The organism is Amycolatopsis lurida (genome assembly GCF_900105055.1).
Lineage (GTDB): Bacteria > Actinomycetota > Actinomycetes > Mycobacteriales > Pseudonocardiaceae > Amycolatopsis > Amycolatopsis lurida.
In genome coordinates, this window is the sequence record NZ_FNTA01000004.1 from 5,641,931 (window position 1) to 5,658,821 (window position 16,891).

The window sequence follows — 16,891 nt, forward strand, 5'->3', positions numbered from 1 at the left end:
GTTCTGCCCGGAAGAACGTTCGGAAAGGCAAAGGACCGTCAGCCGGAGACGGTCGTCGCCGCAGGCTCGCGTTTCGCGGCGGCCGGCGGCTCGTCAAGGCGCCGCGGAAGAAACGAGAGCGCGGCGAAGGCGGCGGCGAGCAAGGTCGGGAAGAGCGTCAGCTGCTGGTGTTTGACGTTCTCGATGCCTTCCGCGAGACCCGAGACCAGGAACTGCCCCGTCGCGAACAGCAGGAACATGAGCACCACGACGCCCACGTCCCGACGGCCGGTGCGGTTACGAAAGGCGCGGAGCCCCGCCCAGCCGATGAGCAGCCAGATCGGCAGCAGGGCGAACAGTCCCAGCGGCGCGATCCGGCCGGTGATCCCGGACAGGACGGGGACCCGGTACTCCTTGGCGAGCGGCGGCTGCCCGGCGTGCTCGCCGAAGCTCCCGAGGTTCGGCACCCGCGCGGACAGCGTCTCCTGCGCGGATCGGTGCAGGACCTCGACCACCCGCCCGGGGTGTTCGAGGTAGTACTGGGCGACATTGCGGCGGCTGATCTTGTCGCGGTACCGGGAGTAGGCCGGGTCGTGCCAGGCCGCGTTGTCGCTCCACCAATCCGTGCCGACGTAGTTCGCGAACTCCGGTGGGAGACCCAGCGCGGCGAGGTCGCCGGCGGTGTCGTGTTTCCCGTCCACGATCCCGTTGAACACGACGTGGTACATGTTGGCCTCGCGGTACTCCTCGTTCGCCGAGTCGCCCGCCCCCTGCACCAGCGCGGTGCCCGTGCCGACGACGGCGAGCACGGCCAGCGGCAGGGCCCACCCGGCCGGGCCGCGGCTGCCCGGCGGCCGGACGAACAGCAGCGCGAGCGCGAACACCGGGAGCAGCAGCAGCGTCTGCGACTTCGCGTTGATCCCGATCATCGCGCCGAGGACGGTGACCGCGGCGCCGGCGTAGCGCCACGGCCCGGTGCGGTGCATGAGCAGGAGCCCGCCGGCGAGCAGGATCATCCCGGCGAAGGCGGCACTCTCGCTCAGCACCGAGGCGAAGTAACCGAAGAAGGCCGAGTCCGCTACGACCAGCAGCAGCGCGATCGTGGCGACGACGCTGTTCCGGACCGAAAGGCGCAGGCACGTCACGATCGCCGCGATCCCGCCCGCGACCAGCAGACAGCCCAGTACGCCCAGCACCACCAGGTTCAGGATCGCCGACGAACCGAGGGACCGCCCGAGTTCGCCGGCGATCTCGTCGATCCAGCTCTGGCTGGAGATGTACTCGCTCTCGCAGGCCGGGGCGGGGCCGTAGGAGAAGCGGACGAAGGTTTCCGTCGGCCTGTCGAGCTCGCGGGCGCCGAGCCGGCACAGGATGCGCCAGCCGTCGCCGTTGTCCGCCATGCCGATCGGGCGCGGAACAAGGAATCGGGTGAGCAGCACGCCCAGCACGGCGGAAAACACGCCGAAGGGCAGCACGATCTCCCGATACCTCATCCCGGCCACCATAGAATATTTGTCACGGTGATCGAGTCGGCACCCTCTACGCGCGAGGACCATGCCTGGTGGAGCCCACGTCGATACTCCCGGTGAGGAAGTTCTGGATCACGCCGAGCCATTCGTCACGGGCTTCGGTGCCGATACCGTGCCCGGCCTCGATCTCGACCAGTTCGGCGCCGGGGATCCCCGCCGCGAGTGCGCGGGAGTGGGCGGGCGGGGCGAGGCCGTCGAGAGTCGTGGCGATGACGAGGGTGGGCACCGAGATCCCGGCCAGTTCGGCGCGGGTGTCGACGTTCGCGACCAGGCCCACGTGTTCGGGGCTGCCTTCGGGGATGAATCCGGCGAGTCCTTCGATGGCGGCTTCGAGCTCCGAGGGCGTCAGCGCGTTCAGATGGTGCTCGCCGGTGGCGGCGAAGGTGAGGAACTTCGCCAGCAGCTTCCGGTCACCGCCCAGCAGCTCGCGCCAGATGTCGACGGCCAGCAGGAGCCGGTTGTCCGGTTTCGCGAACCCGGCGGTCAGGATGAGCCCGGTGACCCGATCGGGGTGGCGGGTCGCGGCGCGGACGGCGACTCCGGTGCCGAGCGAGTAGCCGAGGATCGCGAAGCTTTCGAGTCCGGCGTCGACGGCGATGGAGACCAGTTCGTCCGCGACGGCGTCGAGGTCCAGCGGCTCGGTGCTGCGCGGCGTGGCCCCGGAGCCGGGGTAGTCGGGGCCGACGACGGTGTGGGTGCGGGCGAGGTCGTCGAGGATGCTCCCGAAGTTGCCCTCGACGCTGCCGCCACCTCCGTGGGCGAGCAGCAGGCCGGGGCCGGAACCGCGGACGACGTGCGCGAAATGATTCGTCATGCCGGCGACGTTAGGTACTGACATCGATGTGAAGGTCAAACTCGGATGACGGGGGTCACATGCTGATCGGCGAGCTGTCCCGGCGGACCGGCGTGAGCCAGCGGCTGCTGCGCTACTACGAGCAGCAGGGGCTGCTGATCTCTCGGCGCGACTCCAATTGCTATCGCAGCTTCGACGAAGACGCGGTCACCACCGTGCGGCAGATCCGCGCGCTCCTCGCGGCCGGGCTGAGCACGCAGGTCATCGCGAAGGTGCTGCCGTGCGCGAACGGCGAACTGCCGGAACTCGACCTGTGCCCCACGGTCGTCGGGGAGATCCGGCGCGAACTGGCCGAAATGGACGACCGCATCGACACCCTCCGGCGGCGGCGCGGGACACTGGCCGGATACCTCACCCTCGACGCGTAGGAGAACTGTGGAAGCCCTGGCCAGATTCGGGTTCGAACTGGGTGTGCTCAAGCGGATCCGGCGGGCCGGGTGGTGGCAGGCGGGGGTCCGCGATCCCGAATCGGTCGCCGAGCACACCGCCCGGGTCGCGCAGCTGGCCGGTCTGCTCGCGGCCGAGGGCGGTGCCGACCCGGCGAAGGCGGCGTACCTCGCGCTCTGGCACGACACGCAGGAGACGCGGACCGGCGACCTTCCGCACACGATCAAGGGTTTCGTCGAGAAGCCGGATCCGAGGGCGATCACCGCGGCGCAGACGTCGTCGCTTCCCGGCGCAGCGCGTGACTCGGTGCGCGACGCCGTCGACGAGTACGAGTCCGCCGAGAGCCCCGAGGCGCTCTACGCGCGCGACGCGGACAAGCTGGAGATGTTGCTTCAGGCCGTCGAATACCGCGATGTCGGTGTACGGAACGTGGACGAGTGGATCGCTTCGGCGACGAAGGGCCTTCAAACCGACCTGGCGCGGCGTGTGGCCGAAGCGGCACTGACGTTGTCGTCGCTCTCGTGGCGGGTGAGGTGAAAGGAATCGATACCCTGGGCCCGCGTGTATCGACCCCGGCACGCGTGCCTCGTGTGTCAGGCTTGACTCTGTGAAGGAACACCAGTGAACCGGCAGCCGTTGCGCCTCGCCATCATGGAAGCGACCCGCATCCTCACCGAGGCCGGTGTGGCGTCACCGCGTTCGGACGCGGAACTGATCGCCTCCCATGTCCTCGGCGTCGAACGCGGCCGCCTGCCGATGGTGCCGCTGGTGGACCCGCCCGTCATCGACGCGATCGGCCAGCTCGTGAACCAGCGGGCCAAGCGGATCCCGCTGCAGTACCTCACCGGCTGGGCCGCGCTCGGCGACATCACGGTCAACGTCGGCGCCGGGGTGTTCGTCCCCCGGCCGGAGACCGAACTGCTCCTCGAATGGGGCCTCAAACTGCTGCACGGGCGCGAATACCCGGTGGTGGTCGACCTGTGCACGGGATCGGGCGCGCTGGCGCTGGCCGTGCAGCACGCGCGACCGGACGCCGTCGTCTACGCGGTCGACATCGACGCGCAGGCGCTCGCGTGGGCCCGGCACAACGCGGACGTCCACGCCGACGCGGGGGACACGCCCATCCGCCTGTACTCCGGCGACGTCGCGGACAGCACGATGTTCGCCGAACTCGACGGGCTCGTCGACCTGGTCCTGTGCAACCCGCCGTACGTCCCCGAAGGCACCCCTGTGCCGACGGAGGTCGCGGAGCACGACCCGCCCCGGGCGGTGTTCGCGGAGGAGAGCGGGCTGGCGGTGATCCGGCACGCGATCGCCGCGGCCGCGCGCCTGCTGCGGCCCACCGGCGGGATGGCGATCGAGCACGACGACACGCACGGCTCCGCCGTCCCGGCGCTCGTGCGGGCGCGACGGGTGCTCACCGACGTCCAGGGGCACCTCGATCTCGCCGGACGGCCGCGATTCGTCACGGCCTTGCGGGTCTCCTGACCCTGCCTCCCGCGTTTCGTCATCTGGATGCGGTACTTGCACGCGCAACTACCGCATCCAGATGACGAAACGCGGTGGAGGCGTTGGGCCGATAGTTAGCGAGACTCACGACTTCCGGCGGTGCCCACGGCAAAGCCCACCTCCTAACGTCGATCACGGCCGCCTCATCGGCGGTCCGACTGGGAGGTGTACCCCGATGCGATCGTCTCTCCGACGAGCCCCACTCAGAACACTCGCCGTCCTCGCCACCGTCGCGCTGCTGCCGGGTCTGGTCGCCCAACCCGCGTCCGCCGCGGTGCCGGTGAAAGGCTGGCCCGCCCCGATCGACGGGTCGACCTGGGAGAACCAGGACCACATGACGTGGGACGACTACCGCAAGCCGCCCGGCACCAACTGGGCGGATCCTTCGCTGAAGCCGACGAAGCGGACGTTCAAGGGCGCCGTGGTGCTCGCGGACTACCCGGATCAGGAGTTCGCGGTCACGCAACCGGCGCGCTCGACCGTGTTCGGCAACCCCGGGCCCGCTGCCAGCGACATCCCCCGCGGAGACGTCGCGAAGTTCTACCAGGACTTCCTCAACAAACCGCAGGCGCTGAACCAGGGCCACACCATCAACGAGTACTGGATGGAGGACTCCGGCGGCAGGATGGGCGTCGAACTGACCGCGTTCGGGCCGTACCGCCTGCCGGGCAAGTCCTTCGAATACGGCATGGAGTTCCAGCCCGACGCCTGTCCGCCGGGCGCCAACTGCAAACGTGACCTCCGCGCGGACGCGGGCGCCGCCTGGCGGGCGGACGTCGGTGACGTCTCCAAGCAGTTCGACTTCGTCTTCTATCTCTCCGCCGGTCAGGACGAGAGCGCGACCTGGCAGGAATTCGGCGTGATGAAGTTCGGCGAGCCGGGGAACGTGCCCGACGAATTCGGTCCCGGTATCGCGGGAATGCCGAACGCCGCGTCCACCCGGTACGTCCCGTGGACGTCGTGGAAATCGGCGGCGAGTATCTGGCCGAACGCGGTCACCGGTTCCTCGACCCAGGCCGAAAGCTCGGGTCAGGCGGTTTACGCGCACGAATTGAGCCATATTCTCGGTATCGGCGACAACTACAACAATCCGTTCGGCACCCCGCTGTCCAGGACTTACACCGGACCGTGGGAGATGATGTCGCGCGGCAGCTTCAACGGCCCCGGCGGACCGCACACGCGCTGGCAGATCCCGGCGACGCAAGGCGGCTCGATGGGATCGCATCACATGCTGCGCACCAAGATGAAGCTCGACATCATCGATCCCGCGGACGTGCTGAAGCTCGACCGGAACCAGCTCGCCGAGACCGGGCCGGTTTCGGCGAGGATCACGGCGCGCTCGGTCCTTCCGGGACAGGGCGCCTACAGTGGCATCAACATCGCGCTGACCGGCGGGGACCTTTCGCCGAAATGCGACCGGTCGAAGGATCCGTTCTGCGACGGTGGCGGATACCACAATTACACCGTCGAGGTCGTCGACCGGATGGGCAGCGATTCCTTCGCGCCCGATTCCGGGGTCATCATCGCGAAGACGAAGAACCAGGACAACGCGCCGTTCGAATGGATCGTCGACGCGAATCCTGCCGACATCGGCATGACCGACTACAAGAAACCGGACGGCACCGCGGTGCCGATCACGATCGGCGACTACCGCCAGCTCAACGACGCGGCGTTCAAGGCGGGCACCGGTTCCGCGAGCAAGTACGAGTACACCGACGAGGCGAACAGGCTGAAGTTCCTCGTCTCCGACGTCGAGCGCGACCGCAAGGGCGTGCTGTCCTACGTCGTCACGGTGGCTTCGCTCGACGGCGCGGGTTCGCGGGCCAGGGGTGTTTCGCTGTGGCCGTCGGCCCCGGCGTTCGCCAAGCAGGGGCTCGCGAGCTGCTCGTTCCCGGTGCTCAACACCGGTGACGCGAAGGGCGCGGCGGCGCCCTACAACACCGACACCTATCGCCTGAGCGCGTCCACCAACGCGAAGGGCTGGGAGGTGCGGCTGCCGAACGAGCTGTCCACGGTTCCGTTCGGCGGGCGGTCTTCGGCGACGGCGCACGCCAAACGGGCCGCGGGCGGTGACCACGTCGCGCATATCAAGCTGACCGCGACGTCGATCGCGGATCCGGCGAAGACGGCGACGTCGTTCTGCACCGCTTTCGCCTTCTGACGGTTGCTGAAGGGGCCCTTCGTCGCATGCCACGCGGCGAAGGGCCCTTTCGGTGCATCGCATGCGGGGAAAGGGCCCTTCGGCCCCCGGGCTACGCTCAGGGGCCATGAGCGCGGTGTACGACTGCAGCAAGCACGAATCCCGGGCCGACGGGCTCGCCGCGGCGGCGAGCGCCGTGCGTTCCAGCCGTCTCGTCGTCCTCCCGACGGACACGGTCTACGGCATCGGCGCGGACGCCTTCGACGGCGGCGCCGTCCAGTCCCTCCTCCGGGCCAAGAATCGCGGCCCGGACATGCCGGTCGGCGTGCTGGTCGGCTCCTGGTCCACTGTGGATGGACTCGTGCTCGGCACGCCGCCGCAGGCCCGGGCGCTCATGGAGGCCTTCTGGCCCGGCGACCTCTCCATCGTCCTGCCGCACGCGCCGAGCCTGCAGTGGGATCTGGGGCAGTCACGCGGAACGGTGATGCTGCGGATGCCGCTGCACCCGGTCGCGCTGGAACTGCTGCGTGACGTCGGCCCGATGGCGGTCTCGAGCGCCAACGTCTCCGGGCAGCCGCCCGCCTCGACCGCGCAGGAGGCCGTCGATCAGCTCGGCGACAGCGTCGCGGTGTACCTCGACGGCGGCTCCACCGGGGAGCCCGTTCCGTCCACGATGGTCGATCTCACCGGCGACGACCCGGTCATCCTGCGGGAGGGCGCGGTCAGCAGGGCCGCCGTCGCGGAAGTACTGGGCGTGCCCGCGGAGTCACTCGCCTAGGACCGTGTCCGGGCGCATCCCTCCAGCGCGGTAGCGTGTTCGAGTGACTTGGACCTCGGCGGCGTAACGCATCATGCCTCCTACGCAAGGCCTCCCGATCCGGGAGTACATCCTCGTCGCCCTCACCGCGGCGGCCGTGACCTTCCTGCTCACCGGCGTCGTGCGCCGGGTCGCGATCCGGATCGGCGCGATCGCCAACCCGCGGGCCCGCGACGTCCACGTCACCCCGATCCCGCGGATGGGCGGCATCGGGATCTTCCTCGGCGTCGCCGCCGCGATGGGGCTCGCGCACCAGCTGCCCGCGCTGAGCCGGGGTTTCGACTTCTCCTTCGATTCGCTGGGTGTCCTGCTCGCCGCGGGCGTGATCTCCCTGATCGGCGCCCTCGACGACCGGTTCGAGCTGGACGCCTGGACGAAACTGGCGGGCCAGGTCATGTGCGCCGGGATCCTGGTGATCTTCGGTGTGCAGTGGGTGTCGTTCTGGGTGCCGTGGGGCGGTGGTGGCGAGTCCTTCGGCCAGGTCCTGGTGCTGGACAAGAACCAGGGCGCGCTGCTGACCGTCGTGCTGGTGGTCGTCATGGTCAACGCGATGAACTTCGTCGACGGACTCGACGGGCTCGCCGGCGGCCTCGGCTTCATCGCCGCCGCGGCGACGTGCTCCTTCTCCCTCGGCCTGCTCGACTCCTCGGGTGGCGACGTCGGCGCGTACCCGCCCGCCCTCATCGCCGCCACGCTCGCCGGGGCCTGTCTCGGCTTCCTGCCGTACAACTTCCAGCCCGCGAAGATCTTCATGGGCGACTCGGGTTCGATGATGATCGGTCTCATGCTGGCGGGCGCGACGACGTCCGCGTCGGGCCGCGTGCCGTACCCGCAGTTCAGCGGCAAGGACGCGCTCGCGCTGCTCTCGCCGCTCGTCGTGGTCGCCGCGGTGCTGTTCGTGCCGATGCTCGACCTGATCATGGCGGTCGTCCGCCGCACCCGTCGCGGCGAGAGCCCGTTCGCCGCGGACAAGATGCACCTGCACCACCGCCTGCTGGAGATCGGCCACTCCCAGCGTCGCGCGGTGCTGCTCATCTACTTGTGGGCAGGCCTGCTCGCGTTCGGCGCCGTTTCGGTCACGCTGTTCGACAGCGCCGCGGTCTTCTGGATCGTCGGTTTCGGCTTCCTGCTGGCGACCCTGGTGTCGATCGTGCCCAGGTTGCGGTCACGGAACCGGACTGCCTGAAGGCCGCGAGCGCCACGGGCCTACACTGGCGGGCTGAGACGACCAGGGAGTTTTCTGTGAGCGAGACCGAGAAGACCGTCGAGGCGGAGGAGAACCCTCACGCCAAGGTGGTCCTGCAGGCGGCCAACGCGATGACGAAGGCTTCCCTGAAGCTGGTTCCGCCCGCGGTGCTGGTGTGCATCGTGGTCTTCACCATCCTCAATGGACTCCCGGGCCTGCTCGGCTCGGTCGTCGGTGGCGTGCTCGCCATCGTGTCCGCCCTCGCGACGCTGGGCCTGATGCGCTTCAGCGCGGGCATGGACCCGATGTTCGTGATGGTGATCGCTCTCGGTGGTTACGTGCTCAAGATCGTCCTCCTGTTCGGGGCGCTGACCCTGCTCCGCGGAGTGAGCTCGATCCACCCGATGGCCTTGGGCGTCACCATGATCGTCGCGATCCTCGTGGCCGCCGCGGTGGAGTTCGCGGCCTTCCGCAAGACCAAGATCCCGACGATCATCCCCGCTTCCCACTGATCGCGGGACCGAGGTCCTGACCTGGGGCGGGACCTAGGTCCTCGGCCGATCGGGGGCAATGTAGTACGCCTGTACGGCCCGCCGGTACCCCCTGATATGGTCCGCGTATGGGCGGCGGCCTCGGCTGCCGGCTCCTGATGACGAACCCCGAACAGCAGTGTGGCGACGGCGTTGAATCGTCCCCTCTTACCCGCTGGTAGGCGTCTGTCTCCCGGGAGCACTGCATCGAGAATCCTCGTGTGCGGAACGTGAAGCCGTGTTCAGCACATCGTGGGGTGGCCGCCTCCGACGGCCCGATACGTGTCGGGTACGTTAAGTCCAGATCGTGACGATTCCCCCGGCGGAGTGAACGCCGGCCGGGAGAACCGGAAGGAGCCCAGTGGGCGCGCTGGTACTAGCCGAGGGTGCGGAGTTCGCGCCGCCTGGTGTCAAAGACTTCAACCTGCCGCCGTTGTTCGGTTCCGGCTGGTTTGCTTTCACCAAGCCGATGCTGCTGGTGGTCATCTCCCTGATCATCATCGTCACCTACTTCATGGTGACGTCGCGCCGCCTCAAGGTCGTCCCCGGCAAGGGACAGTTCATCGCCGAAAGCATTTACAACTTCGGCCGCAACAACATCGCGCGTGAGCAGATCGGTTCGGCCGACTTCAAGCCGTTCATTCCGCTGATCCTGGGGCTGTTCAGCTTTGTGCTGGTGAACAACCTCTTCGGGATCATCCCGTTCTTCCAGTTCCCGACGATGGCACGGATCGGCTTCCCGGTCGCCCTCGCGTTCCTTGTCGTTTACCCGGTGTACCACTACGTCGGGTTCAAGCGCCACGGTTTCAAGGGTTACCTCAAGAAGGAACTGGCTCCGGCGGGTATTCCCGGATTCGTCCTGCCGCTGTACTCCACCATCGAGTTCGCGCAGAAGTTCTTCATCGCACCGGCCACCCTGGCCATCCGGGTGTTCGCGGCGATGTTCGCCGGTCACCTCATCATCATGGTCTTCACGCTCGGTGGCAGCTTCCTGCTGACCGAGGGCGAAGGTCTCGTGAAGGTCGCGTCGCCGGTGGCGTTCCTGTTCGCCATCGCGATGACCTTCCTGGAGGCATTCATCCAGGTCCTGCAGGCATTCATCTTCGCACTGCTGTCCGCAGGGTACATCGGCGCCGCGCTGGCGTCGGAGCACTGAGAGAACACCAAAAGCCCCCGATCCGCGTGAGTCGCGCGGACCGAGTTTGAAGGGAAACGCACGTGAGCAACATCGTTCTTGCGCAGCAGGCTGCCGAGGCCGTCAGCATCAACAAGGGTCTCGCCGCCATCGGTTACGGCCTCGGCGCGATCGGCCCCGGTATCGGTGTGGGTCTCATCTTCGCCGCGGTCATCAACGGCACCGCCCGTCAGCCGGAGGCCCAGGGCAAGCTGCAGGGCATCGCCTTCTCGACCTTCGTGCTGACCGAGGTGCTCGCGCTGATCGGTATCGTCATCTACTTCCTCGCCTCCGCCTAGGGCTGAGTTCCGCTCATCGCTTAAGGAGACGTTGTGCTGAAGACCGAATTGGTGTTGGCCGCCGAAGAGGCGCCCAACCCGATCGTGCCGCACGTTCCCGAGCTCATCCTCGGGTTCATCGCCTTCCTTCTGCTGCTGTTCGTTCTGAAGAAGTACGTCGTTCCCCGTTTCGAGGCGACCTACGAAGAGCGGACCAAGCTGATCGAGGGTGGCATCGAGCGGGCCGAGAAGGCTCAGGCCGAAGCCGAAGAAAACCTTGCGCAGTACAAGGCGCAGCTGGCGGAAGCCCGTTCCGAGGCCGCGAAGATCCGCGACGACGCCCGGCTCGAAGCCGAGCAGATCAAGGCGGAACTGCGGGCCGAGGCGGAGTCCGAGTCCCAGCGCATCGTCGCCCAGGGTCAGGCTCAGCTGCAGGCCCAGAAGGCGCAGATCATCGCCGAGCTGCGCGCCGAACTCGGCCGTAACTCCGTCGAGCTGGCCAGCCGCATCGTCGGCGAGTCGCTCGCGGACGACGCGCGCCGTCACGGCACCGTGGACCGGTTCCTGGCCGAATTGGAGACCGCAGGTGCCAACGGTGCCGGTCTCGGAGCGGGGAAGTAGACCAGAATGACGCTGCATGCTGCGAGCCGTGAAGCGCTCGACCTCGCCGAGAAGCGTCTCGGCGAGGTTCTGGCCGCCGCGGGTACGGACCCGGCGACGGTCGGCGACGAGTTGCTTTCGGTCGTCACCCTGCTGGACCGGGAGATCGGCCTGCGCCGGGCCGTCGCCGACGGTTCGGCCTCGTCCGAAGCCCGGATCGGCCTCGCCCGCGGGATCCTCGCGGGCAAGGTGTCCGAGCCGGCCCTGCAGGTGCTCGACTCCGTGGCGGGCAGCCGCTGGTCGAGCCCGCGCGAACTGACCGACGGGCTCGAGGCCCTCGGCCGCTCGGCGCTGCTCACCAGTGCGGAGAAGTCCGGGAACATCGACGCTGTCGAAGACCAGCTGTTCCGGGTCAGCCGTATCGTCGCGGGTGAGCCGGAGCTCGAACGGGCACTGGCCGACCTGACCGCCCCCGCGGAGGCGAAGCGGACCCTGGTCCGCACCCTGTTCGCCGACAAGGTGGACGTGGTCACCGAGACCCTCGTCGAGCAGGTCGTCCTGCGCGCCAAGGGCCGTGGCGTCGGCAACGCCCTCGAAGAGCTGGTCCGGCTGGCCGCGGAACGCCGTGAACGTTCGGTCGCCCGGGTGACCAGCGCGAGCGCGCTGTCCGGCGAACAGCAGGCTCGGCTGAGCGAGAAGCTCAACGCCCTTTACGGGCGGCAGCTCGCGCTGCACGTCGAGGTCGACCCGTCACTCGGCGGCGGACTCGTCGTCCGCGTCGGCGACGAGGTCATCGACGGCAGCACCGCGGGGCGGATCGACGCCCTGCGTCGCCGGTTGGCCGGCTGAACCCACAACAACGACTTTGCACACTGGCACGAACGAAGCGAGAGCGGGAACGAAATGGCGGAGCTGACGATCTCCTCGGATGAGATCCGTAGCGCGATCGAGAACTACGTCTCGAGTTACGCCCCGGACGTGAGCCGGGAAGAGGTCGGCGTCGTCGTCGACGCCGGTGACGGTATCGCCCACATCGAGGGTCTGCCCTCGGCGATGGCCAACGAGCTGCTCGAGTTCCCCGGCGGGGTCCTCGGCGTGGCGCTGAACCTGGACGCGCGCTCCATCGGTGCCGCGATCCTCGGCGACTTCGAGACCGTCGTCGAAGGCCAGGAAGTCAAGCGGACCGGTCAGGTCCTTTCGGTTCCGGTCGGCGAGGGCTACCTCGGCCGGGTCGTGAACCCGCTGGGCGCCCCGATCGACGGCCTCGGCGAGATCGAGACCACCGACCGCCGCCCGCTGGAGGTCAAGGCCGCTTCGGTGGTCGAGCGCCAGCCGGTGTCGGAGCCGCTGCAGACCGGTATCACCGCCATCGACGCGATGACCCCGATCGGCCGTGGCCAGCGTCAGCTGATCATCGGTGACCGCAAGACCGGTAAGACGGCCGTCGCGGTGGACACGATCATCAACCAGAAGGCCAACTGGGACTCCGGCGACCCGAAGAAGCAGGTTCGCTGCATCTACGTCGCGGTCGGCCAGAAGGGCTCCACGATCGCCGCGGTGAAGAAGTCCCTCGAGGACGCCGGCGCGATGGAGTACACCACCATCGTCGCGGCCCCCGCGTCGGACTCCGCCGGCTTCAAGTGGATCGCGCCGTACACCGGCTCGGCCATCGGCCAGCACTGGATGTACGAGGGCAAGCACGTCCTCATCGTGTTCGACGACCTGACCAAGCAGGCCGACGCCTACCGCGCGATCTCGCTGCTGCTGCGTCGCCCGCCGGGCCGTGAAGCCTTCCCCGGCGACGTCTTCTACTTGCACTCCCGTCTCCTCGAGCGTTGCGCGAAGCTCTCGGACGAGCTGGGCGCGGGCTCGCTGACCGGTCTCCCGATCATCGAGACCAAGGCGAACGACGTGTCGGCCTACATCCCGACGAACGTCATTTCGATCACCGACGGTCAGTGCTTCTTCCAGTCGGACCTGTTCAACGCCGGTCAGCGCCCCGCCATCGACGTGGGTATCTCGGTTTCCCGCGTGGGTGGTGCCGCGCAGGTCAAGGCGATGAAGGACGTTTCGGGTTCGCTCCGTATCGACCTGTCGCAGTACCGCGAGCTGGAGGCCTTCGCGGCCTTCGCTTCGGACCTCGACGACGCGTCGAAGGCGCAGCTCGAGCGTGGTGCCCGCCTGTACGAGGTGCTCAAGCAGCCGCAGTACTCGCCGATCCCGGTCGAGGAGCAGGTCGTCACGGTGTACCTCGGCACGAACGGTCACTTCGACACCGTTCCGACCGAGGACGTGCGCCGCTTCCGCGACGAGTTCGTCGACTCCGCGCGTCGCAAGCACGGAGAGCTCCTCAAGGACATCCGCGAGTCGGGCAAGTTCTCCAAGGAGACCGCTTCCGGGCTGGTCGACGCGGTGAACGAGTTCAAGAAGGAGTTCACCACCTCCGAGGGCAAGAGCCTGGTCGAGGTCTCCGACGCGATGGACGCCGAGAAGGTCGGGCAGGAGACCGTCAAGGTCAACAAGCCCGCCCCGAAGAAGTGAGCTGATAGCTCATGGCCGCACAACTCCGAGAACTCCGGTCGCGAATCAAGGCGACCAAGTCCATCGGCAAGATCACCAAGGCGATGGAGCTCATCGCCACCGCGCGCATCACCAAGGCGCGGGCGAAGGTCGCGGCTTCCCGGCCGTACTCGGACGAGATCACGAACGTGCTCTCGGCCCTGGCCGGAGCCTCGGCGAACCTCGACCACCCGTTGCTGGTCGAGCGTCCGAACCCGAAGCGCGCGGCGGTCCTCGTGATCACCAGCGACAAGGGTCAGTGCGGTGGGTACAACTCCAACGTGCTGAAGGCGACCGAGGAGCTCCTCACGCTGCTGCGTGAGCAGGGCAAGGAGCCGGTGCTGTACGTGACCGGCAACAAGGGCCTGAGCTTCTACCGGTTCCGCGGGCGCGAGGTGGCCGAGAGCTGGACGGGATTCTCCGACCAGCCCGGTTACGTCAACGCCGCGGAGGCCGGTGAGCTCATCGTCGAGTCGTTCCTGAACGGCGCCGACGACGAGTCGGGCAACGCCGACGGCATCCTGGGTGTCGACGAGATCCACGTCGTCTACACCGAGTTCGTCTCGATGCTCACCCAGCGTCCCGTCGCCAAGCGCGTCGCGCCGCTCGAGGTCGAGTACACCGAGGGCGAAGAGGAGAAGCCCGAAAGCCTGCTCCCGAGCTACGAGTTCGAGCCCAGCGCCGACAAGCTGCTCGCCGCGTTGCTGCCGAAGTACATCAACACGCGGCTCTTCGCGGCGATGCTCGAGTCGGCGGCGTCCGAACTCGCGGCCCGCCGCACCGCGATGAAGGCGGCGTCGGACAACGCGAACGAACTGGTGAACACGCTGACGCGGGAGGCGAACCAGGCCCGCCAGGCGCAGATCACCCAGGAGATCTCCGAAATCGTCGGTGGGGCGAACGCTCTCACCGCAGCAGGAAGTGATGACTGATGACCAGTACTGAAGCCCGTGCCAAGGGGCGCATCGTCTCGGTGACCGGCCCGGTCGTCGACGTCGAATTCCCGCGCGGTTCCGTTCCCGACCAGTTCAACGCGCTCAAGGTCGAAATCGAGTTCGAGCAGCTCCGCAAGACGGTGACGCTCGAGGTCGCCAGCCACCTCGGTGACAACATCGTCCGCACCATCTCGCTCCAGCCGCAGGACGGCCTCGTCCGTGGCGCCGAGGTCACCGACACCGGCGGCCCGATCACGGTGCCGGTCGGCGACAAGGTCAAGGGGCACGTCTACAACGCGCTCGGCGAGTGCCTCGACGAGCCCGGCTACGGCGAGGACCTCGAGCGCTGGGGCATCCACCGCAACCCGCCCTCCTTCGACCAGCTCGAAGGCAAGACGGAGATGCTGGAGACCGGCCTCAAGGTCGTCGACCTGCTGACCCCGTACGTGCAGGGTGGCAAGATCGGCCTGTTCGGCGGTGCCGGCGTCGGCAAGACGGTGCTCATCAAGGAGATGATCACCCGTGTCGCCCGGAACTTCGGTGGTACCTCGGTGTTCGCCGGTGTCGGTGAGCGCACCCGTGAGGGCAACGACCTCTTCCTGGAGATGTCCGAGGACGGCGTCATCAACGACACCGCCCTCGTCTTCGGCCAGATGGACGAGCCGCCGGGCACCCGTATGCGGGTCGCGCTGTCCGCGCTGACCATGGCGGAGTACTTCCGCGATGTGCAGAACCAGGACGTGCTGCTCTTCATCGACAACATCTTCCGGTTCACCCAGGCCGGTTCCGAGGTGTCGACCCTGCTGGGCCGCATGCCTTCGGCCGTGGGTTACCAGCCGACGCTGGCGGACGAGATGGGCCAGCTCCAGGAGCGGATCACCTCGACCCGTGGTCGTTCGATCACCTCGATGCAGGCGATCTACGTCCCCGCGGACGACTACACCGACCCGGCCCCGGCGACGACGTTCGCCCACCTGGACGCCACCACGGAGCTTTCCCGTGGCGTGTTCCAGAAGGGCATCTTCCCGGCGGTGGACCCGCTGGCGTCGACGTCGACCATTCTCGACCCGGCCATCGTCGGTGAGGACCACTACCGCGTGGCCTCCGAGGTCATCCGGATCCTGCAGAAGTACAAGGAGCTGCAGGACATCATCGCGATCCTCGGTATGGACGAGCTCTCGGAAGAGGACAAGCTCACCGTTCAGCGCGCGCGCCGCATCGAGCGGTTCCTGTCGCAGAACATGCTGGTCGCCGAGGCCTTCACCGGTCAGCCGGGCTCGACCGTGCCGCTGTCGGAGACCATCGAGTCGTTCGACCGCATCACCAAGGGCGACTTCGACCACTACCCGGAGCAGGCGTTCCTGGGTATCGGTGGCCTCGAAGACCTCGAGAAGAAGTACAAGGAAATCACCAAGAAGTGATGTTCCGATGAGCGGCGGGATCAGTGTCTACTGTGGACGCTGGTCCCGTCGTTCGCATACCGGGAACTTTGACTATTACACTCGGTGCCAGCACCTGAGGTGAAGGGAAGCTACGTGGCTGAGATTTCTGTCGAGCTGGTAGCCGTCGAGCGCCGTCTGTGGTCCGGCACCGCCACGTTCGTGGTGGCGCAGACCACCGAGGGCGAGATCGGCATCATGGCCGGTCACGAGCCGGTCCTGGGCCAGCTCGTCGAGGGCGGCGTCGTGAAGGTGACGACCACGGACGGCGAGACCGTGACTGCCGCGGTGCACGGCGGGTTCCTGTCGGTCACCGCGACCGGCGTGAGCATCCTCGCGGAGAGCGCGGAGCTTTCGCACGAGATCGACGTCGACGCGGCCAAGAAGGCGCTGACCGGCGAAGACGAGCAAGAGCGGGCTAGGGCGACCGCCCAGCTCCGCGCGGCCGGTCAGTCAGTCTGATCGGGCGAAGGACAGGGGCCGGGCCGTGGAAATCGCCGTGGGTGTTCTCGGGGCCCTGACCATCCTGGCCGTCGTCGTGGCCTGGTATTCGTTGCGGTGGGTCCGGATGCGCCGCGGTGGTGGCGTGAGTGTCGCCCTGCGGTGGCGTCCGGACGAGGCGCGGTCCAGCTGGCATCTGGGGCTGGGCCGCTACGAGGGCGACGAGTTCGTCTGGTTCCGGGTGTGGAGCCTGCGGACCGGCCCGGACCGGGTCTTCCAGCGGGCGAGTATGGAGATCGCGGACCGGCGCGATCCCTCCGGCACGGAGGCGTACGCCGTCCCCGAAGGGGCGATCGTCCTGCGGTGTGAGTCCGCCACGCAGGAGGCGATCGAGATCGCGATGGGTCCCGGCGCCCTCACCGGTTTCCTCTCCTGGCTCGAATCGGCCCCGCCCGGGCGCCGCCTCCCACGCGCCTCCTGATCACACGCGTGCCGTCCGTCCAATCACGCGTGTCGTCCGTCTGATCACGCGAGT

At 67.9% G+C, this 16,891-nt stretch carries 18 protein-coding genes; 16 read left to right on the top strand and 2 right to left on the bottom strand.

What is annotated here, in order from left to right; all coding sequences use genetic code 11:
* Positions 1-38: 38 nt before the first annotated feature.
* Together wsfD and BLW75_RS32150 are read right to left on the bottom strand one after the other, a co-directional pair.
* The gene (gene wsfD / locus BLW75_RS32145) at positions 39-1,472 is read right to left on the bottom strand and encodes a glycan biosynthesis hexose transferase WsfD (RefSeq protein WP_034309274.1); all 1,434 of its coding nucleotides are present in this window, start codon (positions 1,470-1,472) and stop codon (positions 39-41) included.
* A gap of 46 nt (positions 1,473-1,518) precedes the next feature.
* A complete protein-coding gene (locus tag BLW75_RS32150) occupies positions 1,519-2,322 on the bottom strand; it encodes an alpha/beta fold hydrolase (RefSeq protein WP_034308973.1) in 804 nt (267 codons plus the stop codon).
* Between the two features lie 59 nt (positions 2,323-2,381).
* Between BLW75_RS32150 and BLW75_RS32155 the strand changes: the two genes are divergently transcribed.
* From BLW75_RS32155 to BLW75_RS32230, 16 genes are all read left to right on the top strand, one after another.
* Complete coding sequence (locus BLW75_RS32155; protein ID WP_034308971.1) at positions 2,382-2,729, top strand: MerR family transcriptional regulator; 348 nt, start codon at positions 2,382-2,384, stop codon at positions 2,727-2,729.
* Between the two features lie 7 nt (positions 2,730-2,736).
* A complete protein-coding gene (locus BLW75_RS32160) occupies positions 2,737-3,285 on the top strand; it encodes an HD domain-containing protein (protein ID WP_034308968.1) in 549 nt (182 codons plus the stop codon).
* Between the two features lie 84 nt (positions 3,286-3,369).
* A complete protein-coding gene (prmC, locus tag BLW75_RS32165; RefSeq protein WP_034308966.1) occupies positions 3,370-4,236 on the top strand; it encodes a peptide chain release factor N(5)-glutamine methyltransferase in 867 nt (288 codons plus the stop codon).
* A 196-nt stretch (positions 4,237-4,432) separates the two neighbouring features.
* Complete coding sequence (locus BLW75_RS32170; RefSeq protein ID WP_034308964.1) at positions 4,433-6,418, top strand: M6 family metalloprotease domain-containing protein; 1,986 nt, start codon at positions 4,433-4,435, stop codon at positions 6,416-6,418.
* Positions 6,419-6,524: 106 nt separating this feature from the next.
* Positions 6,525-7,175: an L-threonylcarbamoyladenylate synthase gene (locus BLW75_RS32175; RefSeq protein WP_034308962.1), complete on the top strand. Its 651-nt coding sequence runs from the start codon at positions 6,525-6,527 to the stop codon at positions 7,173-7,175.
* 73 nt (positions 7,176-7,248) lie between these two features.
* Complete coding sequence (locus tag BLW75_RS32180) at positions 7,249-8,400, top strand: glycosyltransferase family 4 protein (protein ID WP_034308959.1); 1,152 nt, start codon at positions 7,249-7,251, stop codon at positions 8,398-8,400.
* Positions 8,401-8,456: 56 nt separating this feature from the next.
* Positions 8,457-8,912 (top strand): Cg1360 family ATP-synthase-associated protein, encoded by a 456-nt coding sequence (locus BLW75_RS32185; RefSeq protein WP_034308957.1) that lies wholly within the window; start codon positions 8,457-8,459, stop codon positions 8,910-8,912.
* A 379-nt stretch (positions 8,913-9,291) separates the two neighbouring features.
* Positions 9,292-10,086, top strand: a complete 795-nt coding sequence (gene atpB / locus BLW75_RS32190; protein ID WP_034308955.1) for a F0F1 ATP synthase subunit A — start codon at positions 9,292-9,294, stop codon at positions 10,084-10,086.
* A gap of 62 nt (positions 10,087-10,148) precedes the next feature.
* A complete protein-coding gene (locus BLW75_RS32195) occupies positions 10,149-10,403 on the top strand; it encodes an ATP synthase subunit c family protein (RefSeq protein ID WP_034308953.1) in 255 nt (84 codons plus the stop codon).
* Positions 10,404-10,436: 33 nt separating this feature from the next.
* Complete coding sequence (locus BLW75_RS32200; RefSeq protein WP_034308950.1) at positions 10,437-11,003, top strand: F0F1 ATP synthase subunit B; 567 nt, start codon at positions 10,437-10,439, stop codon at positions 11,001-11,003.
* A 6-nt stretch (positions 11,004-11,009) separates the two neighbouring features.
* Entirely contained in the window at positions 11,010-11,831 is an 822-nt protein-coding gene (locus tag BLW75_RS32205; protein WP_034308948.1) for a F0F1 ATP synthase subunit delta, read from the top strand.
* Positions 11,832-11,885: 54 nt separating this feature from the next.
* Positions 11,886-13,523 (top strand): F0F1 ATP synthase subunit alpha, encoded by a 1,638-nt coding sequence (gene atpA, locus BLW75_RS32210; protein WP_034308945.1) that lies wholly within the window; start codon positions 11,886-11,888, stop codon positions 13,521-13,523.
* Between the two features lie 11 nt (positions 13,524-13,534).
* Positions 13,535-14,473 carry a F0F1 ATP synthase subunit gamma gene (locus tag BLW75_RS32215; RefSeq protein ID WP_034308942.1) on the top strand — a complete coding sequence of 313 codons (939 nt, stop codon included), beginning with the start codon at positions 13,535-13,537 and terminating at the stop codon, positions 14,471-14,473.
* Entirely contained in the window at positions 14,473-15,897 is a 1,425-nt protein-coding gene (gene atpD / locus BLW75_RS32220; RefSeq protein WP_034308939.1) for a F0F1 ATP synthase subunit beta, read from the top strand. Before BLW75_RS32215 ends, atpD begins: the two co-directional genes overlap by 1 nt.
* Positions 15,898-16,011: 114 nt before the next feature.
* Complete coding sequence (locus BLW75_RS32225) at positions 16,012-16,377, top strand: F0F1 ATP synthase subunit epsilon (protein WP_034309272.1); 366 nt, start codon at positions 16,012-16,014, stop codon at positions 16,375-16,377.
* 25 nt (positions 16,378-16,402) lie between these two features.
* Positions 16,403-16,837, top strand: a complete 435-nt coding sequence (locus BLW75_RS32230; RefSeq protein ID WP_034308936.1) for a DUF2550 domain-containing protein — start codon at positions 16,403-16,405, stop codon at positions 16,835-16,837.
* Positions 16,838-16,891 lie beyond the last annotated feature (54 nt).